23 protein-coding genes are annotated in these 21,166 nt (G+C 63.3%); 5 read left to right on the forward strand and 18 right to left on the reverse strand.

Going from position 1 to position 21,166, the window contains the following annotated elements; all coding sequences use genetic code 11:
- Positions 1–121: 121 nt before the first annotated feature.
- On the forward strand, positions 122–562 hold the full coding sequence (locus ACJ8IM_RS09360) for a YhbP family protein (RefSeq protein WP_033652767.1): 441 nt from the start codon (positions 122–124) through the stop codon (positions 560–562).
- A gap of 30 nt (positions 563–592) precedes the next feature.
- Complete coding sequence (locus ACJ8IM_RS09365; protein WP_033652768.1) at positions 593–1,225, forward strand: NAD(P)H-binding protein; 633 nt, start codon at positions 593–595, stop codon at positions 1,223–1,225.
- Here the strand turns inward: ACJ8IM_RS09365 and phnP are convergent.
- The 11 genes from phnP to phnF are packed head-to-tail and all read right to left on the reverse strand — an operon-like array spanning position 1,182 to position 9,485.
- The gene (phnP, locus tag ACJ8IM_RS09370) at positions 1,182–1,964 is read right to left on the reverse strand and encodes a phosphonate metabolism protein PhnP (RefSeq protein WP_033641671.1); all 783 of its coding nucleotides are present in this window, start codon (positions 1,962–1,964) and stop codon (positions 1,182–1,184) included. The genes ACJ8IM_RS09365 and phnP overlap by 44 nt on opposite strands.
- 12 nt (positions 1,965–1,976) lie before the next feature.
- A complete protein-coding gene (locus tag ACJ8IM_RS09375; protein WP_033652769.1) occupies positions 1,977–2,579 on the reverse strand; it encodes a DapH/DapD/GlmU-related protein in 603 nt (200 codons plus the stop codon).
- Positions 2,576–3,145 (reverse strand): ribose 1,5-bisphosphokinase, encoded by a 570-nt coding sequence (gene phnN / locus ACJ8IM_RS09380; RefSeq protein ID WP_033652770.1) that lies wholly within the window; start codon positions 3,143–3,145, stop codon positions 2,576–2,578. The genes ACJ8IM_RS09375 and phnN overlap by 4 nt, the downstream gene beginning before the upstream one ends.
- Entirely contained in the window at positions 3,145–4,281 is a 1,137-nt protein-coding gene (gene phnM, locus ACJ8IM_RS09385) for an alpha-D-ribose 1-methylphosphonate 5-triphosphate diphosphatase (RefSeq protein ID WP_033652771.1), read from the reverse strand. The genes phnN and phnM overlap by 1 nt, the downstream gene beginning before the upstream one ends.
- Positions 4,281–4,985 (reverse strand): phosphonate C-P lyase system protein PhnL, encoded by a 705-nt coding sequence (gene phnL, locus ACJ8IM_RS09390; protein WP_033652772.1) that lies wholly within the window; start codon positions 4,983–4,985, stop codon positions 4,281–4,283. Before phnL ends, phnM begins: the two co-directional genes overlap by 1 nt.
- Positions 4,986–5,001: 16 nt before the next feature.
- Positions 5,002–5,790, reverse strand: coding sequence for a phosphonate C-P lyase system protein PhnK (phnK, locus tag ACJ8IM_RS09395; protein WP_033652773.1), 789 nt, complete (start codon positions 5,788–5,790; stop codon positions 5,002–5,004).
- The gene (locus ACJ8IM_RS09400; RefSeq protein ID WP_016929301.1) at positions 5,790–6,650 is read right to left on the reverse strand and encodes an alpha-D-ribose 1-methylphosphonate 5-phosphate C-P-lyase PhnJ; all 861 of its coding nucleotides are present in this window, start codon (positions 6,648–6,650) and stop codon (positions 5,790–5,792) included. The genes phnK and ACJ8IM_RS09400 overlap by 1 nt, the downstream gene beginning before the upstream one ends.
- Positions 6,643–7,728, reverse strand: a complete 1,086-nt coding sequence (locus ACJ8IM_RS09405) for a carbon-phosphorus lyase complex subunit PhnI (RefSeq protein WP_033652774.1) — start codon at positions 7,726–7,728, stop codon at positions 6,643–6,645. Before ACJ8IM_RS09405 ends, ACJ8IM_RS09400 begins: the two co-directional genes overlap by 8 nt.
- The gene (gene phnH, locus ACJ8IM_RS09410) at positions 7,728–8,309 is read right to left on the reverse strand and encodes a phosphonate C-P lyase system protein PhnH (RefSeq protein ID WP_033652775.1); all 582 of its coding nucleotides are present in this window, start codon (positions 8,307–8,309) and stop codon (positions 7,728–7,730) included. The genes ACJ8IM_RS09405 and phnH overlap by 1 nt, the downstream gene beginning before the upstream one ends.
- Positions 8,310–8,312: 3 nt before the next feature.
- The gene (gene phnG / locus ACJ8IM_RS09415) at positions 8,313–8,756 is read right to left on the reverse strand and encodes a phosphonate C-P lyase system protein PhnG (RefSeq protein WP_033652776.1); all 444 of its coding nucleotides are present in this window, start codon (positions 8,754–8,756) and stop codon (positions 8,313–8,315) included.
- A complete protein-coding gene (phnF, locus tag ACJ8IM_RS09420; protein WP_033648644.1) occupies positions 8,757–9,485 on the reverse strand; it encodes a phosphonate metabolism transcriptional regulator PhnF in 729 nt (242 codons plus the stop codon).
- A 227-nt stretch (positions 9,486–9,712) separates the two neighbouring features.
- Here phnF and ACJ8IM_RS09425 point away from each other — a divergent pair, with 227 nt between their 5' ends.
- Complete coding sequence (locus ACJ8IM_RS09425) at positions 9,713–10,768, forward strand: permease (RefSeq protein ID WP_033652777.1); 1,056 nt, start codon at positions 9,713–9,715, stop codon at positions 10,766–10,768.
- Between the two features lie 45 nt (positions 10,769–10,813).
- Positions 10,814–11,011 (forward strand): hypothetical protein, encoded by a 198-nt coding sequence (locus tag ACJ8IM_RS09430; RefSeq protein ID WP_229601672.1) that lies wholly within the window; start codon positions 10,814–10,816, stop codon positions 11,009–11,011.
- 131 nt (positions 11,012–11,142) lie between these two features.
- Here the strand turns inward: ACJ8IM_RS09430 and ACJ8IM_RS09435 are convergent, their stop codons facing one another.
- The 4 genes from ACJ8IM_RS09435 to ACJ8IM_RS09450 all read right to left on the reverse strand — a co-directional run bounded on the left by ACJ8IM_RS09435 (position 11,143) and on the right by ACJ8IM_RS09450 (position 16,061).
- The gene (locus ACJ8IM_RS09435) at positions 11,143–11,916 is read right to left on the reverse strand and encodes an LEM-3-like GIY-YIG domain-containing protein (RefSeq protein WP_033652779.1); all 774 of its coding nucleotides are present in this window, start codon (positions 11,914–11,916) and stop codon (positions 11,143–11,145) included.
- Between the two features lie 215 nt (positions 11,917–12,131).
- Positions 12,132–12,596, reverse strand: coding sequence for an anaerobic ribonucleoside-triphosphate reductase-activating protein (gene nrdG, locus ACJ8IM_RS09440; RefSeq protein WP_033652780.1), 465 nt, complete (start codon positions 12,594–12,596; stop codon positions 12,132–12,134).
- A 167-nt stretch (positions 12,597–12,763) separates the two neighbouring features.
- Positions 12,764–14,902 (reverse strand): anaerobic ribonucleoside-triphosphate reductase, encoded by a 2,139-nt coding sequence (gene nrdD / locus ACJ8IM_RS09445; RefSeq protein WP_033652781.1) that lies wholly within the window; start codon positions 14,900–14,902, stop codon positions 12,764–12,766.
- Positions 14,903–15,146: 244 nt separating this feature from the next.
- Positions 15,147–16,061: a LysR family transcriptional regulator gene (locus ACJ8IM_RS09450; protein WP_033652782.1), complete on the reverse strand. Its 915-nt coding sequence runs from the start codon at positions 16,059–16,061 to the stop codon at positions 15,147–15,149.
- A gap of 106 nt (positions 16,062–16,167) precedes the next feature.
- On the opposite strand from ACJ8IM_RS09450, the gene ACJ8IM_RS09455 reads away from it, so the two are divergent.
- A complete protein-coding gene (locus ACJ8IM_RS09455; protein ID WP_033652976.1) occupies positions 16,168–16,692 on the forward strand; it encodes an NAD(P)H-dependent oxidoreductase in 525 nt (174 codons plus the stop codon).
- A gap of 29 nt (positions 16,693–16,721) precedes the next feature.
- Here ACJ8IM_RS09455 and treC read toward each other — a convergent pair whose 3' ends face one another.
- From treC to treR, 3 genes are all read right to left on the reverse strand, one after another.
- On the reverse strand, positions 16,722–18,386 hold the full coding sequence (treC, locus tag ACJ8IM_RS09460) for an alpha,alpha-phosphotrehalase (RefSeq protein ID WP_033652783.1): 1,665 nt from the start codon (positions 18,384–18,386) through the stop codon (positions 16,722–16,724).
- Between the two features lie 269 nt (positions 18,387–18,655).
- The gene (gene treB, locus ACJ8IM_RS09465; RefSeq protein ID WP_033636857.1) at positions 18,656–20,071 is read right to left on the reverse strand and encodes a PTS trehalose transporter subunit IIBC; all 1,416 of its coding nucleotides are present in this window, start codon (positions 20,069–20,071) and stop codon (positions 18,656–18,658) included.
- Positions 20,072–20,200: 129 nt separating this feature from the next.
- Positions 20,201–21,148 carry a trehalose operon repressor TreR gene (gene treR / locus ACJ8IM_RS09470; protein WP_033652784.1) on the reverse strand — a complete coding sequence of 316 codons (948 nt, stop codon included), beginning with the start codon at positions 21,146–21,148 and terminating at the stop codon, positions 20,201–20,203.
- Positions 21,149–21,166 lie beyond the last annotated feature (18 nt).

Raw genomic sequence — 21,166 nt, forward strand, 5'->3', positions numbered from 1 at the left:
AATAAAAATGCATTTATTGTGTTTTTATATTCAATTTGGGTTTTTGATGATTATCGTTATTTGTGACTCGCCTCAACAACGCAGGGTAAGATGAAGTGAGTGAACAAGGAGGCGAGTAACCTTGAATACCCCAGAACAACGGCAGCAGATTGCGGATTTCATCGGCAAACAACACGTCTTGACGCTGTGCGCCGGCGACGGCCTCGACATGTGGTGCGCCAACTGTTTTTACGTGTTCGACGCCGCGGCGATGGCGCTGTGGCTGATGACCGAACCGCACACCCGTCACGGCGGGTTGATGCTGAACAACGGCCGGGTGGTCGGCACCATCGCGCCGAAGCCGAAAAGCATCGCGCTGATCCGCGGCGTGCAGTACCGCGCCGAGGCGGTGCTGCTGAGCGGCGAAGAGGCCGACGCGGCGCGCGCGCGTTACTGCAAGCGCTTCCCGATCGCCAGGGCGATGAAAGCCTCGGTTTGGCGGCTGGATCTGCACGAGGTGAAGATGACCGACAACACCCTCGGCTTCGGCAAGAAGCTGCATTGGGCGCGGTCTATACTTTAAGTTGACGTATTGATTACAACGGGGGATTGCATGGCGCGAGCACTGTTAGTCGGCGCAACCGGGCTGGTGGGGCGCGAGTTGTTGCAGCTGTTGCAAAGCGATCCGCAGATAACGGCCATCGTGGCGCCGACGCGCACGCCGCTGCCGCCGCACGGCAAGCTGACCAACCCGGTCGGCGATGCGCTGTTCGAACTGCTGAGTAGCCTGCAGCAGCCGGTCGATCTGGTGTTCTGCTGCCTGGGCACCACCCGCCGGGCGGCGGGTAGCGCCGATGCCTTCCGCTACGTCGATTACCAGTTGGTGGTGGAGAGCGCGCTGACTGGCCGCCGGTTGGGGGCGCAGCACTGTCTGGTGGTGAGCGCGTTGGGCGCCAACGCGGATTCCACCTTCCTGTATAACCGCACCAAAGGCGAGATGGAGCAGGCGCTGCGCGAACAGCACTGGCCGCGCCTGACGCTGGTGCGGCCTTCCATGCTGGTGGGGGATCGCCCTGCGCCGCGCCTGATGGAGCGCCTCACGCTGCCGCTGTTCAGGCTGCTGCCCGGCAAATGGCGCGCCGTCTCCGCCAAAGACGTGGCGCAAACGCTGCTGCAGCAGGCGTTTACGCCGGGCGAAGGGGTCAGGGTGCTGGAGTCGGATCGGCTGCACTGCTACCGAGGCTGACGCTGAGGTGGTCGAACGCCAGCTCCAGCCCGGCGGGCAGTTCGTTGTCCAGCAGCCACAGATCGAGATGATGGCTGATGTGCGTCAGCAGCGTGCGTTTGGGCTGCAGCAACCGCTGCGTCTCCTGCGCGCGGGTCAGGTCGTTGTGGTTGCGCGGCGCCTGCGGCTGCGGCGGCAGGCTGCAATCGAGCACCAGCAGATCCAGCGCCACGTTCTGCAGATAGTCGGCGGTGGCCGGCGGCAGGCCGACGGTGTCGGTCAGGTAGGCCAGCGCAGCGCCCGCCGCCTGGATCAGATAGCCGTGGGTCAGTTTGGAGTGTTGCAGCGGCAGCGGGGTGATGCGCATGCCGCCCAGTTCGACGGTGGCGAAGGGCGCCAGCGGCGGCTGAAACGCCAGAATGCCCGGGTGTTTGAACAGATCGTCGCAACCCTGTTCATCCGGCGGGCCATACACCGGAATGGAATTTCCGCACCCCCAACGCAAAGGAAATAACCCCTGAACGTGATCCATGTGGTAATGTGTCAGTAAAAAACGTTGAATTTGCCCCGCCGAAAATCGCCGCTCCAAAGCCGGCAATCCCGCATCCAATAAGGTCGTTTCCCCCTGATAGTTAAGCATGGCGCTGCATGCTCGCCGCCGAAATGCCGGCTCGCGCCGCGCCCGTTGGCAGATCAGGCAGTCGCAGCCGAACACCGGCACCTGCTGCGCGCCGCCGGTGCCGAGAAAGGTCAGTTGCATCGCTCCCCTCCGTTAAAGGTACTTCTGCGCAAAGCGGTTGATGTCGCGAAAATCCGCCAGCCGCGCCTGCAGCGTGGCGTGATCCCAGTGCCACCACTGGCTGCGTTCGATGCGTTCTATCAGCGCGTCGTCAAAGCGCATGCCGATCTTCTTGGCCGCCACGCCGGCGACGATGCTGTAAGGCTCCACGTCTTTGGTGACCACCGCCGCGCTGCCGATCACCGCGCCGTTGCCGACGCTGACGCCCGGCATCAGGATGGCGTTATGGCCGATCCACACGTCGTGGCCGACGGTGACGTGGTGCTCGCGCCGCCAGTCGAAGAACGCCGCGTCGTCTTCCCCCAGCCCGTATTCGGAGGCGCGGTAGGTAAAGTGGTGCTGCGCGATGCGCTGGTAGGTCGGGTGGTTGCCGGGATTGATGCGCGCATAGGAGGCGATGGAGACGAACTTGCCGATGGTGGCGTAAAAGATCTGGTTGTGCCCGGCGGTGTAGGAGTAGTCCCCCATCTCCACTTCTTCCAGGATCGCATCGTCGGCCAGATGCACATACTGGCCGAGCCGGGTGCGGTTAAGGGTCACGTTGTTGCCGATTTTCGGCTGGGCAAAGTCGTTCATGGCGTCGCGTCCTGAGCTTGTCGGGTGGCGGTAGGCAGCAGCGCCAGCAGCGCCGCCAGGGTGTCGTCGAGTGGGCCATCGTTGTGCAGCAGCCGGCAGCCGGCGGGCAGACTCTGCTGATATTCCGCCGCCCGCGCCAGCCGCTGCTCGATCTGTTCGGCGCTTTCTCGCCCGCGTTCCTGCAGGCGGCGGCGCAGGATCCCGGCGCTGACCTGCAGGCACACCGGCAGCAGCTGCGTACCATAGCGCTGCTGCGCCTGCGGCAGGTGGGCGCGCGAACCGTTGACCGCCACGTCGATCCCCTGCAGCAGCCAAAGATCCACTTCGATCCCGAACGCGTAGCGCTGCTGGTGGGCCTGCCAGTCGAGCGCGAACAGCCCCTTGGCGCGGCGGCGCAGAAATTCCGGTTCGCTCAGCGCGATGTGATTCTCGCAGCCGGCGTCCGCCGGCCGGGTGATGTAACGGTGCGCCACCAGCGGCGCACTGTCGGCGTCGGCCCGCAGCGCGGCCAGCAGGCTGTCCTTGCCTGCGCCGGAAGGCCCCATCAGGTAGATGAGCCGCGCCATCAGAACACCTGCCGGCCCTGGCGCCACACGTTCTGCACATAAACGTGCTCGCCGTGCGGCCGCGCCAGCACCAGATCCGCCCGCAATCCTTCGGCGATGGTGCCGCGATCCTGCAGATCCAGTGCCCGCGCCGGGTTGCGGGTGATCATGCGCACCGCCTGGGGCAGGTCGTAGGCGTTGCGTTCGTCCGCCGCGAGGCGAAACGCCGCGTCCAGCAGGCTGGCCGGGTAATAATCGGAAGAGAGAATATCCAACACCCCCAGCGCCGCCAGATGGTGCGCCGCCACGTTGCCGGAGTGGGAGCCGCCGCGCACGATGTTCGGCGCGCCCATCAGCACCTGCAGGCCCTGTTGGTGCGAGGCGCGGGCGGCCGCCTCGGTGGTGGGGAACTCGGCGATGGCGCTGCCCAGCGCGCAGGATTCGGCAACGTGCGCGGCGGTGGCATCGTCATGGCTGGCCAGCGAGATGCGGCGCGCGCGGCAGTGGGCGGCGATCGCCTCGCGGTTCGGCGCGGCCCAGCGGGCGGACAGGGCGACCTGCTGCTCCTCGTACTCGCTCATCTGCTGGTCGTTGAGGTGGTATTTGCCCTGATAGTATTCGCGGTACTTTTCGCGCGAGGCGAACTGGCGCTGGCCCGGCGAATGGTCCATCAGCGACACCAGCGACACGCCCGGCTTGTCCATCAGCTGTTCGAACAGCGGCAGCGTGCTCTCGTGCGGCAGCTCGCAGCGCAGGTGCAGCCGGTGCTCGGCGCGGTTCACCCCGGCGCGCTGGCTGTGGATCACCGCGTCGATCATCTTCTGCAGGTTTTCCAGCCGGTGGCCGCCGTCGCGCACGTCGCCGATCGCTACCGCGTCCAGTACCGTGGTGATGCCGTTGGCCACCATCAGCGCGTCGTGGCTGCTCATCGCCGAATGGGCCGGCCAGTCGACGTTCGGGCGTGGGGTGAAGAACTTGTCCAGGTTGTCGGTATGCAGTTCGATCAGCCCCGGCAGCAGCCAGCCGCCGTCGCCGTCCAGCGCCTGCGGCAGCCGGCTCGGGCCGTCGGTGAAGCTGCGGATCACGCCGTCCTGCATCTCCAGCGAGCCTTGCACCACCTGGTCATCCAGCACCAGCTTAACGTTATTGACGATCATCAGAGGGCCTCCAGCGCCTGCGGCGCCTGCATGTCATAAAGCCGGTCGGCGACCTGTTGGCGGACGCCTTCATCGTGAAAAATGCCGACGATCGCCGCGCCGCGCGCCTTGGCGCGTTCGATAAGCTGCACCACCGCCGCGCTGTTGCGGCTGTCGAGCGAGGCGGTCGGTTCGTCCAGCAGCAGAATGGGGTAATCGACGATAAAGCCGCGCGCGATGTTCACCCGCTGCTGCTCGCCGCCGGAGAAGGTGGACGGCGCCAGCGGCCACAGGCGCTGCGGCACGTTGAGCGCAGCGAGCAGCGCCTCGGCGCGGTCACGGCACTCGGCGCGCTCGACGCCCTGTTCCAGCAGCGGCTGCATCACCACCTCCAGCGCGCTGATGCGCGGGATCACCCGCAGGAACTGGCTGACCCAGCCCAGCGTATGGCGGCGCACCGCCAGAATTTGGCGCGCGTCGGCGCTGACCATGTCCAGCCAGTCGCCCTGGTGGTTGATCCAGATATGGCCGCTGTCCGGCAGGTAGTTGGCGTACAGCGAGCGCAGCAGGGTGGATTTGCCGCTGCCGGAGTGGCCGTGCAGCACCACGCATTCGCCGCCGTGGACCGTCAGGTTGGCGTCGTGCAGCACCGGCAGGCGGGTGCCGTACTGCTGGTGCAGCACGAAGGTTTTACTGAGATGTTCAACTCGGATTTGCATAGTCATCTGTTATCGCCTTGGGTTACGACAGCACCGAAGAAACCAGCAGCTGGGTATAAGGATGGTGCGGATCGTCCAGCACCCGGTCGGTCAGGCCGCTCTCCACCACTTCGCCCTGTTTCATCACCAGCAGGCGATGGGCCAGCAGCCGCGCCACGCCGAGATCGTGGGTAACGATCACCGCCGCCAGCTGCATTTCCACCACCAGGTTGCGCAGCAGATCGAGCAGGCGCGCCTGCACCGACACGTCCAGCCCACCAGTCGGCTCATCCATAAACACCAGCTTGGGGTGGGTGACCAGGTTGCGGGCGATCTGCAGCCGCTGCTGCATGCCGCCGGAGAAGGTGGTCGGCAGATCGTCGAGGCGCGACAGCGGGATTTCGACGTCTTCCAGCCACTGGCCGGCCTGGCGGCGAATGTCGCCATAGTGGCGCTGGCCGATGGCCATCAGCCGTTCGCCGATGTTGCCGCCGGCGGAGACCTGCGGCCGCAGCCCGTCGAGCGGGTGCTGGTGCACCACGCCCCAGTCGGTGCGCAGCAGGCGGCGGCGATCGCTCTCCGCCATGGCGTACAGGTCGTGTTCCTGGTCCGCCTGCGGGCGGTACAGGATCTGCCCGCGCTGCGGCACCAGCCGCGCCGAGATCGACTTCAGCAGCGTGGTTTTGCCGGAGCCGGATTCGCCGACGATGCCCAGCACTTCACCGGGGTAGATGTCGAACGACACGTCGCTGAAGCCCTTGCCGGGGGCGTACAGGTGGGTGAGCCGGTTCACCGACAGCAGCGGAGTGGTGCTCAAAGGGGTGGAAGTCATCAGTGCTGCGCCTCTTGCGAAGATTGCGCCAGCTGCTGCCGGCAGTAGTCGGTGTCCGAACAGACGAACATGCGGTTGCCCCGATCGTCGAGCACCACCTCGTCCAGGTAGCTGTGGCGCGAGCCGCACAGCGCGCAGGGTTCGTCCCACTGCTGCACGCTGAACGGATGGTCGTCGAAGTCCAGGCTCTCCACCTTGGTGAACGGCGGCAGGGCGTAGATGCGTTTCTCGCGCCCGGCGCCGAACAGCTGCAGCGCCGGCATCATGTGCATTTTCGGGTTGTCGAATTTCGGGATCGGCGACGGATCCATCACGTAGCGATCGTTGACCTTCACCGGGTAGGCATAGGTGGTGGCGATGTGGCCGTAGCGCGCGATGTCCTCATACAGCTTCACCTGCATCACGCCGTACTCCTCCAGCGCGTGCATCTTGCGGGTCTCGGTTTCGCGCGGTTCGATAAAGCGCAGCGGCTCCGGGATCGGCACCTGATAGATCAGGATCTGGTCTTCGCGCAGCGCGGTTTCCGGAATGCGGTGACGGGTTTGGATCAGCGTGGCCTCCGGCGTGCGTTCGGTGGTGGCCACCCCGGCGACGCGCTGGAAGAAGCGGCGGATTGACACCGCGTTGGTGGTGTCGTCGGCGCCCTGGTCTATCACCTTCAGCACGTCGGCGCGGCCGATAACGCTGGCGGTGAGCTGAATACCGCCGGTGCCCCAGCCGTAGGGCATCGGCATCTCGCGGCCGCCGAACGGCACCTGATAGCCGGGGATCGCCACCGCCTTGAGGATGGCGCGGCGGATCATGCGCTTGGTCTGCTCGTCCAGATAGCCGAGGTTATAGCCGGTCAATACTTCACTCATCGCGGGCCTCCTGACGCTCGCTGTATTCCTGTCGCAGCCGCTTGAGCAGCTCCAGTTCGGCCTGGAAGTCGACGTAGTGCGGCAGCTTGAGATGGGAGACGAAGCCGGCGGCCTCGACGTTGTCGGCGTGGGCCAGCACGAACTCTTCGTCCTGCGCCGGGCCGGCGACGCCTTCGCCGTAGTCGGGGCTTTGCAATGCGCGATCTACCAGCGCCATCGCCATCGCCTTGCGTTCGGCGCGGCCGAACACCAGTCCGTAACCGCGGGTGAAGTGCGGCGGGTGGTCCTTTGGATCGACGAAGCCGTTGACCATTTCGCACTCGGTCAGCAGGATTTCGCCGATATCGATGGCGAAACCGAGCTCTTCAGGCACGATCTCCACCGAAACGTGGCCGGTGCGGATCTCGCCGGCGAACGGGTGGTTGCGGCCGTAGCCGCGCTGGGTGGCGTAGCCGAGCGCCAGCAGAAAACCTTCGTCGCCGCGCACCAGCTGCTGCAGGCGCGCCGAGCGCGAGCAGGGGTAAACCGGCGGGTTGCGGGTGATGTCGTCCGGCGTGCTGCCGTCGTCCTGTTCCTCCCGCGCCAGCTGCTGGCGACACAATAGATCGAACACGTGGCTGCAGTTGTCCGGCAGCGGTTCGTCGGCCTGTGGCGCGCGCGGCGCCTCGCCTTCCGCCAGCAGCGCGAAGTCCAGCAGCCGGTGGGTGTAGTCGTAGGTTGGCCCCAGCACCTGCCCGCCGGGCAAGTCCTTGTAAACCGCCGAGATGCGCCGCTCCAGCCGCATGTTTTCGCTGGCCAGCGGCTCGCTGACCGCCAGGCGCGGCAGGGTGGTGCGATAGGCGCGCAGCAGGAAGATCGCCTCCACCAGATCGCCGCTGGCCTGTTTGATGGCCAGCGCCGCCAGCTCGCGATCGTAGATGCCGCCTTCGGTCATCACCCGATCCACCGCCAGCCCCAGCTGCTGTTCGATTTGTTCCGCGCCGAGCGCCGGCAGCGCGTCGTCGCCGCGCCGCAGCTGTTCCTGCAGCTGATGGGCCGCCTCAATGGCTTTTTCGCCCCCTTTTACCGCTACGTACATCAGCACACCTCCACGCGGGTGGTCCGCGGGATCGCCAGCAGGCGATCGCCGCAGGTCAGCAAAATATCCAGCCCCAGCGGGAAGCGCTGCGGGCGGTTGACCAAATAATCCAGCAGCGCCGGCGGCAGGCGCGGCGCAATCAGGCGTTGGCTCTCGATGCCGGGGCCGGTCAGGCGCAGCGCGGCGCCGTTCTCCAGCTCAGCAAGCTGCACCACCACCGTGGCGCCGAATTCCGGCGAGATTTCAGTGCCGTGCGGCAACGCCTGCAGATCGGCGGCCTGCACGTGCTCATCGAACAGGGCAAAACAGACCTCCTGCGCCGTGGCGGCCAGCGGCGCACCGCTGTGAAAACGAATGTTTGTTAGCACTTGCTCACTTTTAAGCGCTGCGCACAGCTGCAGCGGCGTTTCCTGATCGGCCAGCGTCAGCAGAGCGGCGGTGCTGGCGGCGTTCAGCGGCGCCCAGGCCGGGCCGTTCGGCAGCGTCACCCGGTGGCCCGGTTCGCTCAAGGCTTTAAGAATCAAACGGAAAGCGTGCTGCGATTGGTCTATCGGTTGTTCAAAACCGGTCAATAAACTCATGGCTTAATCCCCTCGCACCAGCGTAAAGAAATCCACCCGGCTGGCGGCGATCGCCCGGGCGCGCAGCTGGCGCTGCTCGTGCTGCAGTGCGGCCAGCGGCGCGATCAGCTGTTGTTGCAGGCGTTCGCCGTGTTCCGGCTGTTGCAGCAGCGCATCGGCCAGCGCGCACAGCTCGGCGTGTGCCTTGTCGCGCCCGGCGATATAGCTGTAGCCGTAGCCGCCGTTGTCCAGCTGCACCACCGCGCGGGTGACCGTCATGTCCCCCAGCACGAAGCGGCGGCCGGTGGCGCCCATGCGCCCCTGCAGCTGGGCCAGGCCGATCTCTGGCGCGCGGATGCTGCGGTAACACGGGCTGAGGTTCAGCGCCTGCCAGTGGCTGCGCAGCTGCTCGGGCCGGCTGTGCGCCAGCACCGACATCCAGCGTTGTCTCGACTCTAAGGCTTGCATTCAGTGCTCCATCGTCAGTTCAATCATGTCGGCGCGGGCCAGGCTGACGGAGTATTCCGCCACGTCTTCGCCGCCGCTGCGGACGTTAAGGGTGCGCACGCACAGCAGCGGCGCGTGGGTGGCGATCTCCAGCAGCCGGCTCTCTTTGGCCTGCGCGCGGCGCGCGCTGATGCGCGTCTGGCGGCGGGTCAGCGCCTGCTGGAGGTGCTGTTCGATAAACTGGTGCAGCGAACCGCTGTGGAACTGCTGCAGCGCCGGCCACCAGTCCAGATCGGGCAGATAGTGGTCGATCACGCTCATCGGCACGCCGTTGACCCGGCGCAGGGTGCGCAGGTGGATCACCATTTCGCCTTCTTCACGCGAGAGCGCGCTGGCGACATGCCCATTGCACGGGCGCAAGACGGCGAGTAAGCGCTCACTGGTGGGGTGGCTGCCCTGCTCGAACAGGTTCTGGCTGAAGCGGGTATTGGCGTGCAGCGGGTAGTCGTAAGGCCGCATCAGCACCAGAATGCCGACGCCGTGGCGGCGCTGCAGCCAGCCGCGTTCTACCAGTTGATCCACCGCGCGGCGCAGGGTGTGGCGATTGACCTGGTAACGTTCGGCCAGCTGCTGTTCCGAAGGCAGGTAGTCGCCGCAGCGGTACTGCGTGCGCAGCTCCTGTTCCAGCTGCGCGGCGATCTGCTGATAGCGGGTGGGGTAAGTGGTCGGATGTCTAGATAACTCCATCATAATAAAAACCTCGTCATACCGATGGCTGTGCGATGAAGGCGAAAGCGGTGCGTTTCATCGTGCGTCTACCCTGTGGTTTTCAAGTTGGCATCATGGTGCCGGGCGCAGATGACAATCGCGTTACGCCGCGGTGGCGAACAGATGAACTATTTAGGACAGCCCTGGCGTGCACGGGCGGCGGCGGCGCGCTATGCTGGCTCCTTTGTTGACTGACTCTGGCCGCTACCATGCCGCAACCTCTGAACGCCCCTGAACACGCCCCACGCGCCTGGCCGCTGTGGAAACCGATCCTGTTTCTGCTGGTGGTGGCCATCGGCCTCTACTACGTCAAATGGCAGCCTTACTACGGCAAGGCCTTTGTGGCGGCGGACAGTCACTCGATCGGCAAGTCGATCCTGGCCGACGGCGCCGCGAGCCCCTGGCTGGCGGCCTGGCAGTACGCGCTGGTCTACTTCACCGCGGTATGGAAGGCGGCGCTGCTCGGGGTGCTGTTAGGTTCGCTGGTACAGGTGCTGATCCCGCGCGACTGGCTGGCGCGCACGCTCGGCCACCGGCGTTTTTCCGGCACCGTGCTGGGGGCGCTGATCGCGCTGCCGGGCATGATGTGCACCTGCTGCGCCGCACCGGTCGCCGCCGGCATGCGCCGCCAGTCGGTGTCCAGCGGCGCCGCGCTGGCCTTTTGGCTCGCCAACCCGGTACTGAACCCGGCGACGCTGGTGTTCATGGGGTTTGTGCTCGGTTGGCCGTTTGCCGCCATCCGTCTGGTGGCGGGCGTGGTGATGGTGTTGGGCATCGCCTGGCTGGTGCAGCGCGTGACCGCCAACGACCCGCAGCCCGCCGCGCCTCAGCCGCCGGTGATGACGGCGCAGAACGACGAGCAGCCGTTCCTCGCCCGCTGGGGCAAAGCGCTGTGGGCGCTGTTTTGGTCGACCATTCCGATCTACGTGCTGGCGGTGCTGGCGCTGGGCGCGGCGCGGGTCTGGCTGTTCCCGCACGCCGACGGCGCCGTCGACAATAGCCTGCTGTGGATCATCGGTCTGGCGATCGTCGGCTGCCTGTTCGTTATCCCCACCGCGGCGGAGATCCCGATCGTGCAGACCATGATGCTGGCGGGCATGGGCACAGGCCCGGCGCTGGCGCTGCTGATGACCCTGCCGGCGGTCAGCCTGCCTTCGCTGCTGATGCTCAACAAAGCCTTCTCCGCCCGGGCGCTGTGCCTGACGGCGGCGCTGGTGGCGCTGTGCGGCGTACTGACCGGCGTGGTGGGGATGGGGTTGGTGTAACTTGCCGTTGCTGATGAGTGGCCCGATGCTGTCACAAGGGAGGAGATGGAAATGGAACAGCGGAATAAACTTGAAATGGACGTAGAGGCGATGTTGCTGGAGCAAGCGTTGCGTGAAAGGGTGGATGCCGCCTTTGAACGCTTAAAAAACGGCACCGCGGTTTATCTCAGCCATTCGGAGGCAGAAAAACGAATGGCTATATTTAAAGCAAAAATCATGGCGCGCTATCGGCGGGGGTGTTGAGGGGGATTCGTTTAGACCTGGGCTGGCAGTGTCTACGGATAGAACTGCCAGGCTGCTTTGAGCGAGGAGCGGAAGTTGGTACTTTTCCCAAAAGGTGACTACAGAATTAGTAGCTATTCACCATTCCGAAATCAAAAACCTGGAGAATATTTCACAGGAGACATAGCACCTTTCTTTCTTAGAATATCCGGAATCTTTTTACCAAGATAAATCTTCGTTATCTCTGGGGGGGCGACTCTTCCTCGGAACCCAAAGCGGGATTTTTGAGTAGATTCAAACTCATCGTCTGCATCCCATGAAGGCATCTCTGGAAAATTCTCACGAGTAGATTTGAGCCACTCATCAGCGATATAAACCCCTCTTACGATCCCCCTCACTGTAGCTAGTATGACCTCAGCTTTACAGGCACGCTCAATGCTGACACGCCAGCTAAAACGTACGGCATCATAGAGGTCTACATCCTTTGAACTTCTATTAACTGATATCATCAGAACTTTATGCTGGAACACAACTGTTTCAGGTTGGTATGTAGCGATTAACTCTTTGATGTGCGCTGCACCATATTCATTGCTGCCAGCACCGTTCATGATGTTAGTTAAACCAGGATAGGCGTCTATAAGTGCGGCTTCAACCTCGTAAGCAGTCTTTTCATCAGCCATTCCGTGCCGATGGATAACATGGATGACTTCGAGACCTGCTAGTCTTATCTCTCTAAGTTGCTTGAGTTTGTTACTAAGCAGTTCATTATCATCAGCTATTGCGACCTCACCGCGCATATGAGCAAATACACGATTACCTTTTCCCTTCCCCACATAGAAAGTACTTCCATCCCTTGGATCAATCAATCGGTATACATACCAACCAAGATGTTCCATAACTCCCGGTGGAAACTCATTAATATCCATGTCAAAACACCTATCACTCGATTTATAAAACATACTTTAAACATAGTACTGTCGATTAATGACTAATAGTACCCAATAATTTTTCCCTGTGATTGATACAGCGGGGAATTAGCAAAATATGCTTCTGGCACAAATACGCCCGTCAGATTGGCTCCATGCTGCAGATGTGTCAGATCGAATCTGGATGAATACCTATTGAAACGTGTGTTGATAGCTCATCGCAACCTATGCACCACCTGGTTGCTGCTGCCGCGCCAAATCAGCGCCGGGTCTTTCAAATCCTGCACGAACTTGCCGTCGATCAGCACGTTGATCCTGTCCACCACCTGCATTTGCTGCGCGTCCAGCTCCGCCAGCCGGTAGCCGGTCCACAGCCAGATATCTTTGCCGGGGCACTCGGCGCGCACCCGTTTCACCAGCGTTAAGATGCTCGGCACGTTGGCCGGGTGCAGCGGATCGCCGCCGGAGAGCGACAGCCCTTGGCGCGGCACGCGCGTATCGTTCAGATCGGCGATGATGCGGTCTTCCAACTCCGGGGTAAACGGCTGGCCGGAGTTGAGCCGCCAGGTGCTTTTGTTGTAGCAGCCGGGGCATTGGTGCACGCAGCCGGCGACAAACAGCGTGCAGCGGGTGCCGGGGCCGTTGACCACGTCGATCGGGTAATACTGGTGATAATTCATGTGAGGCCTGCCCATCAGGCTATTTTACTGGCCATTTTGCCTCCGGCAGTGCTCCCAATCCTTACGTACTGCGTGTACGCTCCGGTTGGTGCGCGCTGGCCGAAGGCAAACTGGCTGCGACAATCACGCCTGATGAACAGGCTTCTGCCTGGGTTGCGCGGCGTTTCTCAGCCGAGCTGCCCATTACCGAGGTGTTTCACCCGGCGTTTCACCTCTTCCTGCTTGCCGGCGTTGAACGGCCGGGCATCGGGGCTGCCGAGGTAGCCGCACACCCGGCGGGTGACCGAGACCTTGGCCGAGTCGTGGTTGCCGCATTTCGGGCAGGTGAAGCCTTTGCTGGTGCAGGAGAATTCACCGGTGAAGCCGCACTCGTAGCACTCGTCGATCGGCGTGTTGGTGCCGTAGTAAGGCACCCGGCTGTAGCTGTAGTCCCACACGTCTTCCAGCGCCTTCAGGTTGTGCTGCAGGTTCGGGTATTCGCCGTAGCAGATGAAGCCGCCGCTGGCCAACGGCGGGTAGGGCGCTTCGAAGTCCAGCTTGTCGTACGGATTGACCTTCTTCTCCACGTCGAGGTGGAAGCTGTTGGTGTAATAGCCCTTGTCGGTGACGCCCGGCACCACGCCGAAATCAGCGGTGTCCAGCCGGCAGAAGCGATCGCACAGGTTCTCGCTCGGCGTGCTGTAGAGGCTGAAGCCGTAGCCGGTTTCGTCTTTCCAGGCGTCGACGGCGGCACGCAGCCGCGCGACGATCGCCACCGCTTTGGCGCGCAGCGCCTCGTCGTCATACACGTGGTTTTTGCCGCCGAACAGCGCGTTGATGGTCTCGTGCAGGCCGATGTAGCCCAGCGAAATCGAGGCGCGGCCGTGCTTGAAGATATCGGCGATATTGTCGTCGGCCTTGAGCCGCACGCCGCAGGCGCCTTCCATGTACAAGATTGGCGCCACCCGCGCCTTGATGCCTTCCAGCCGGGCAATGCGCGTCATCAGGGCCTTTTTCGCCAGCTGCAGGCGCTGATCCAGCAGCGCCCAGAAGCGCGACTCATCGCCCATCGCCTCCAGCGCGATGCGCGGCAGGTTGAGGCTGATGACGCCGATGTTGTTGCGGCCGTCGTGCACCAGCTCGCCATCCTGCTCGTAGGTGCCGAGGAAGCTGCGGCAGCCCATCGGCGTTTTGAACGAGCCGGTGACCTTCACCACCTGATCGTAGTTGAGGATGTCCGGGTACATGCGCTTGCTGGCGCACTCCAGCGCCAGCTGCTTGATGTCGTAGTTCGGATCGCCGTACTGGTGGTTGAGGCCGTCGCGGATGGCGAACACCAGTTTGGGGAACACGGCGGTCTTGCGGTTTTTGCCCAGCCCGGCGATGCGGTTTTTCAGGATTGAGCGCTGGATCAGGCGCGATTCCCAGCTGGTGCCAAGGCCGAAGCCGAAGGTGACGAACGGCGTCTGGCCGTTGGCGGTGTGCAGGGTGTTGACCTCGTACTCCAGCGACTGGAATGCGTCGTAACACTCTTTCTCGGTGCGCGCCATAGCATAGCCTTTGGCGTCCGGGATCTGCCACGCTTCCGCCACCAGCAGGTGTTTGCGGAAGCTCTCGTCGACGAACGGCGCCAGAATTTCATCGATGCGGTTGATGGTGGTGCCGCCATAGATATGGCTGGCGACCTGGGCGATGATCTGCGCGGTCACGGCGGTGGCGGTGGAGATCGACTTCGGCGGCTCGATCTCGGCGTTGCCCATCTTGAAGCCGTTGGTCAGCATGCCTTTCAGATCGATCAGCATGCAGTTGAACATCGGGAAGAACGGCGAGTAGTCGAGATCGTGGTAGTGAATTTCGCCGCGTTCATGGGCCAGCACCACGTCGCGCGGCAGGATGTGCTGCTTGGCGTAGTGTTTGGCGACGATGCCCGCCAGCAGGTCGCGCTGGGTGGGGATCACCTTGCTGTCCTTGTTGGCGTTTTCGTTCAGCAGCGCGCGGTTGCTCTGCTCGACCAGGCCGCGAATCTCCTGGTTCAGGCGGCCGCGCAGCTCGCGCGCCACGTCGCGATCGTGGCGGTATTCGATATAGGCGCGCGCCAGCTGTTTGTATTCGCCGGCCATCAGATGGTTTTCCACCGCCTGCTGGATCTCGTGGATATCGACGCGCGGCTGCTGCTCCATGCGCTGAGCGACCACGCGGGCGACGGTGGCGCAGTAGTCGGCGTCGACTACGCCCACCGCCAGCGCGGCGCGCTCGATGGCCTGCGCGATGCGCGCTTCGTCAAAAGGTACCTGGCAACCGTCCCGCTTAATCACTACTGGTTTCACGTTGTACTCCTTGTTCCCCGAGGGAGCGTTCATACCCGCCTGGCGTGGCGAGCAACCGTCAAATTTCGCTTATCCACAGGGCAAAGCCGCAGCGCGCAAGGGCTGTGGCGGCGTGTGGATGATTTTGTGGATAACTACTATATATAGGTGTTCGCAATTCTTAATGCACTATATATAGATATTGGCGAGATTCTTTTGATGTAGAACAAGGAAAACGGAAGAGCGTGCGCAAGCTGAACAGTCGTCAATCGCTCACTGGCCGATCGCGAAAATGTTCCAGCAGAAAGTCGACCCAGACGCGCACCCGCGGCGGTAGATCCGCCGAGGCGTAATAGAGCCACAGCTGCACCGGGCGCGGCCAGCACTCCGCCAGCACTGGCCGCAGCGTGCCCTGCTCAAAGTGCTTTTCGAGGTACCAGCGCGCCAGGTTGACGATGCCGAGCCCGGCCAGCGCCGCATCCAGCAACATTTCCGGGCGGCTCACCACCAATCGGCCGCTCAGATCCAGCGCCAGCGTTTCGCCCTGATGGCGCAGCTGCCATTTGACGTGGCGGCCGTTGCTGGGGTTGCGGTGCAGCAGGCAGTCGTGCCGCAGCAGGTCGTGCGGCGTTTGCGGTTCACCGCGCCGCGCCAGATAGTCGGGCGACGCCGCCAGCGCCATATGCATCGGGTAGAGCGGGCGCGCCACCAGCCGGCTGTCGGGATCGACCCGGCTGCCGATGCCGACGTCGAAGCCTTCGCCCACCAGATTCACCACCCGGGCGTCCAGCGACAGATCGAGATCGATCTGCGGGTAGCGCGCCAGAAATTGCGGGATCAACGGCATCAGCATCTGGCGGCCGAAGCCGGGGATCATCGTGACGCGCACCACCCCGGCCGGCGCCTGCCGCTCGCCGCCGGCGCTTTCCAGCGTCGCCGCCAACGCCTGCCACAGCGGCGCCACCTGCGCCAGCAGCGCTTTGCCCTCGTCGGTCAGCAGCACGTTGTGGGTATTGCGCTGAAACAGCCGCAGCGCCAGCTTATCTTCCAGCGCGCGGATATTTTTGCTGACCGCCGCCGGCGTGACGCCCAGTTGGCGGGCGGCGGCGGAGAAATTTTGCGCCTGCGCGGCGGCGAGGAAGGCCGGCAGCAGGCGGTGCACGTCAAAGGGCAGCGACATAGTGGTTGATACTTTCGGTTGAAATTGAAGTGACCTTGAACAGCCTACACCCGAAGCGGCAGAAATGGAAAAATGCCTCATCTTCTTTACGTTCAAGGAATCCTTTATGTCACGCATTTTAGTGTTAACCGCCCACCGCACTCCCGACGAGTCGCGCATCAACCAGGCGCTGATCGAGGCCGTGCGCCCGCTGCCTAACGTGACCGTGCACGAACTGATCCGCGCTTACCCGGATTACCGCATCGACGTGGCGCGCGAACAGGAGCTGCTGGAAAGCCACGATGCGGTGGTGATGATGTTTCCGTTTTTCTGGTACAGCTCGCCGGCGATCCTGCGCGAATGGCAGGACGCGGTATTAACTTATGGTTTCGCCTACGGCAGCGAGGGCACCAAACTGCACGGCAAGCCGCTGCAGCTGGTGGTGAGCACCGGTGGCAACGCGCAGGCCTACACGCCGGCAGGCTACAACCGCTATCCGGTGCAGGATCTGCTGCTGCCGTTCCACGCGCTGGCTAACCTGACCGGCATGGATTATCTGCCGCCGCATCTGGTGCAGGGCGTGAGCGACATGAGCGATGAGCAGTTGGCGCAAGCGGCCGCCGGGGTGGTGGCGCTGATGGGGACATTGTAGGGCGCAGTTCATCGCTGCGCCCTGCGGGGTCAGTCTTCGAGCAGCCACCACACCGCTTCGAACGGCCGCAGCGTCAGCGCCTGCGGCTGGTCCTCCGAGTCGCTGTAGTTGCTCATCAGCGGGCGCCATTGGGCGGAGGCTTCCACGCCTTCCGCCGTCCAGGCCAGCGGTTCGCGGCTCAGGTTGGCCACCACCAGCAGGCGCTGGCCGTTCCAGCTGCGCTGATAGCACCACAGCGCCGGGTGATCCGGCGCCAGATCCTGATAGTCGCCGTGGGTCAGCAGCGGATACTGCTTGCGCAGGGTGATCAGCTGGCGGTAGGCGTAAAACACCGAGTCGAGGTCGGCCAGCGCCGCGTCGGCGTTGATCTGCGGGTAGTTCTCGGCGCAGCCGATCCACGGCGTGCCGGTGGTGAAACCGGCGTGCGGCGCGGCGCTCCACTGCATCGGCGTGCGGCCGTTGTCGCGCGATTTGTCCGCCAGGATCGCCAGCAGTTCGGCGTCGCCGCGGCCCTGGGCGCTCAGCTCGGCGTACATGTTCAGGCTTTCCACGTCGCGATACTGCTCGATGGCGCGGAAGCCGGGGTTGGTCATGCCGATCTCTTCACCCTGATAGATATAAGGGGTGCCCTGCATGCCGTGAAGCACCATCGCCAGCATTTTGGCGGCCGGCACCCGCAGTGCGCCTTCATCACCGAAGCGCGACACGATGCGCGGCTGATCGTGGTTGCACCAGAACAGCGCGTTCCAGGCGCGGTTATGCATCCCCTGCTGCCAGTGGCGGAAGATCTGCTTCAGTTCCACATAATCCGGCGCCGCCCGCGTCCATTTTTCACCGCCGGCGTAGTCCACCTTCAGATGGTGGAAGTTGAAGGTCATCGACAGCTCTTCGCCGCTCTGCGCCGCGTACTGCCGGCAATGCTCAAGCGTGGTGGAAGACATCTCGCCCACCGTCATCAGGCCGCGCGGCTGGAATACGTCGCGGCTCATTTCCTGCAGGAATTCGTGGATGCGCGGGCCGTCGGTGTAGAAGCGGCGGCCGTCGCCCTGGCTGTCGGACGGGAAGTCCTGCTGCTTGGACACCAGGTTGATCACGTCGAGGCGCAGGCCGTCGACGCCTTTGTCCGCCCAGAACTGACACACTTTCTTCAGCTCTTCGCGCACCGGCGGGTGTTCCCAGTTGAGATCCGCCTGCTCGACGGCGAACAGGTGCAGATAGTACTGGCCACTGTCGGCGTGCCACTGCCAGGCGTTGCCGCCGAATTTGGAGCGCCAATTGTTCGGCGGCATATCCCCTTCGCCGTCGCGCCAGACGTAAAACTGGCGATACGGGCTGTGGCGATCCTGCGCGGCCTTGAACCACGGGTGCTCGGTCGAAGTGTGGTTGAACACCATGTCCATCACGATGCGGATGCCGCGCCGGTGGGCGGCGGCGACCAACTGCTCGAAGTCCGCCATGGTGCCGTAAGCCGGATCGATGGCGCAGTAGTCCGCCACGTCATAGCCGTTGTCCACCTGCGGCGATACATAGACCGGCGTCAGCCAGATGGCGTCGACGCCCAGCTCCTGCAGATAGTCCAGCCGCCGGGTCACGCCGGCCAAATCGCCGTAGCCGTTGCCGGTGCTGTCCTGAAAACTCTTCGGATAAATTTGGTAGATGACGCCGTTCTGCCACCAGGGGGTTGGGTTGCTCATAGCTGTATACCTTTGAATCGTGACAACGGGCCTGTACCCTTCATCTTTCAAACTGCAGCGTTGTTGGCTGCCGGCGCTGCACCCCAGTCACTTACTTGAGTAAGCTCCTGGGGATTACGAGCCTCGTCCTGAGGCTCGCCCTTTGGGCCAGCGCAGGCGCTGTTCAAATCGGTTCCCGACCGATTTGTGACACCCTTGCCGCCTAGCTGCAGCTCGAAAGCTATAGGGTATTTCCAGCCCCTACATTCATGTTGCGTATTTTGCGTCAATTAAACCGGCAGCTCGCCGCGGGCGGCCTTGCGTTTGTAGACCATGATGGTCAGCACCAGCGGGATGACGATCGCCACCAGAATCGCCAGCGAGTAAATCAGCCAGAACTGCGGCTTGATAGACAGGATGCCCGGCAGGCCGCCGACGCCGATGCCGTTGGCCATCACGCCGTCCAGGCCGCAGATCAGGCCGGCGATCGCGGAGCCGATCATCGCGCACAGCATCGGGAAACGGTATTTGAGGTTGATGCCGTACATCGCCGGTTCGGTCACGCCGAGATAGGCGGAGATCGCCGCCGGCACCGAGATTTCACGCTCGTTGGCCTTGCGGCTGATGATGATGATGCCGAGCACCGCCGAGGCCTGCGCGATGTTGGACAGCGCAATCAGCGGCCACACCGGGGTGCCGCCCATGCTCTGGATCATCTGCATGTCGATGGCCAGCGTGGTCTGGTGCACGCCGGTGATCACCAGCGGTGCATACAGGAAGCCGAACAGCGCGGCGCCCACCGGGGCGAAGCTGCCGGTCATCACCGCTTTCACCGCCCAGGCAACCCCGTCGCCGATCATGCGGCCGAACGGCCCGATCAGCGCGTGCGCCAGGAACACCGCCAGCAGCAGCGAAACCACCGGCACCACCACCAGATAGAGATAGTCGGGGACGATCTTTTTCAGCCGGGTTTCGATCCAGCCCAGCGCCATGCCCGCCAGGATCGACGGGATCACCTGCGCCTGATAGCCGACTTTCTGGATCACGAACCAGCCGAAGTTCCACACTTCCGGCGTTTGCTGGCCGAGCAGGTAGGAGTTCATCAGCTGCGGCGACACCAGGGTGACGCCCAGCACGATGCCGAGCACCGGGGTGCCGCCCATCTTTTTCACCGTCGACCAGCAGATGGCCACCGGCAGGAACATGAAGATCGCTTCACCGAGCAGCCACAGGAAGTCGTAAATGGTTTTCCACGCCGGGTGCATCTGCGCCAGCGTTTGGCCGCCGGACATCGGGATATCGCCTATCACGTTGCGGAAGCCAAGGATCAGACCGCCGCTGATCAGCGCCGGCAGCAGCGGGAAGAAGATCTCGGCGAAGTGGGAGATGGTGCGCTCGGTCCAGGTCATGTTCTGGCGCGCGGCCACCTTGGCCTGTTCCTTGTCGGCCTCGTTGACGCCGGTGCTGGCGATCAGCGCCTGATAGTAGTCGCCGACGTCGGTGCCGATCACCACCTGGAACTGCCCGGCGTTGGTGAAGCAGCCTTTGACCATCGGCAGCTCTTCGATTTCCTTGGGGCTGGCCTTGCTGGGGTCGTTGAGGACGAAACGCAACCGGGTAATGCAATGGCTGACGGTGGCGATGTTTTCGCGGCCGCCGACCAAAACAATCAGGCGATCAATATCCTGCTGTTTTACTTTGCTCATTATGGGATACCTGCAGAGGTGTTGGCTGAGTAATGATCAAAGCTTAGTCACTCGGATTTTTTTATGGAATGGGAACGTTCCCGGTTTGGGGCGAGGATCACAAAATGACAAAAAATGGTCGTCTTTTAATCAGGAAAGTTTGCTGGGCACCACCAGGCGGCGGATCCCCTGTTCACCGTTGAGCTGCGCCAGCAGCTGTTGCGCCGCCAGCAGGCCGGCGCTGCCGTAGCCGAACTCCACCGACAGGGTGTCGGGGAACAGAAAGCTGAGCAGCGGGGTGTTGCCGATGGCGCACACCTGGATGGCGTGCGTCGGCTGCTGCTGCAGGTATTTGATTGCCCCCAGGGCGATGCTGTCGGAGGCGCAGATCAGCGCGCTGGTGTGCGGGTCGATCACCTCGGCGGCGTGTTGGAAACCGCTCTGGTAGCTCAGCTCGCCCAGCGTGGCGCGCGGCGTGAGCTTGAGGCGCTCGCAGGCGTCGAGATAGGCCTGGTAGCGGCGCTGGCCGGTGGTGGCGTCGCTGAGCTGCACCCCCAGATAGCCGATGTGCCGGTGCCCTTGCCGATACAGGCGATCCATCAGCAGGTTCACCGCGCCGGCGTCGTCGTAGCAGACGGACGAAAAGCCGTCGTATTCGCGCACCATCACCACCATTTTTTCCTGCCACGGTTTGAGCATCGCCGCGGTCAGCCCGGTAAAGCCGAACAGGATCACGCCGTCGACGTTGCGCTGGCGCAGCACGTGCAGGTGCTCCTGCACCAGGCGGGTTTCGAACTGGCTCTCCATCACGATAGGATCGAAGCCCTGCTGATACAGCAGCGGCAGCATGGTGCGCACCGCCTGGTTTTCCGACGGCGAATCGAGACGGGAAACGATGATGCCCACCACTTTGTCGCTCTGGCCGCGCATGGCGCGCGCCGACTTGGAGGGGGTAAACCCTTGCTGACGGATCACCGCCTCCACCCGTTCGCGGGTCTGCGGGCTCACGCTGCCTTCGTTGTTCAGCACCCGTGAGACGGTGGATTTGCCTACGCCGCTCAGGCGTGCGATGTCCTTGATGGTCAGCCGGTTTTGCATGGTTTACTTTTCGTTGAG

It is taken from the genome of Serratia sp. CY33525, assembly GCF_052169115.1.
Taxonomy (GTDB): domain Bacteria; phylum Pseudomonadota; class Gammaproteobacteria; order Enterobacterales; family Enterobacteriaceae; genus Serratia; species Serratia sarumanii.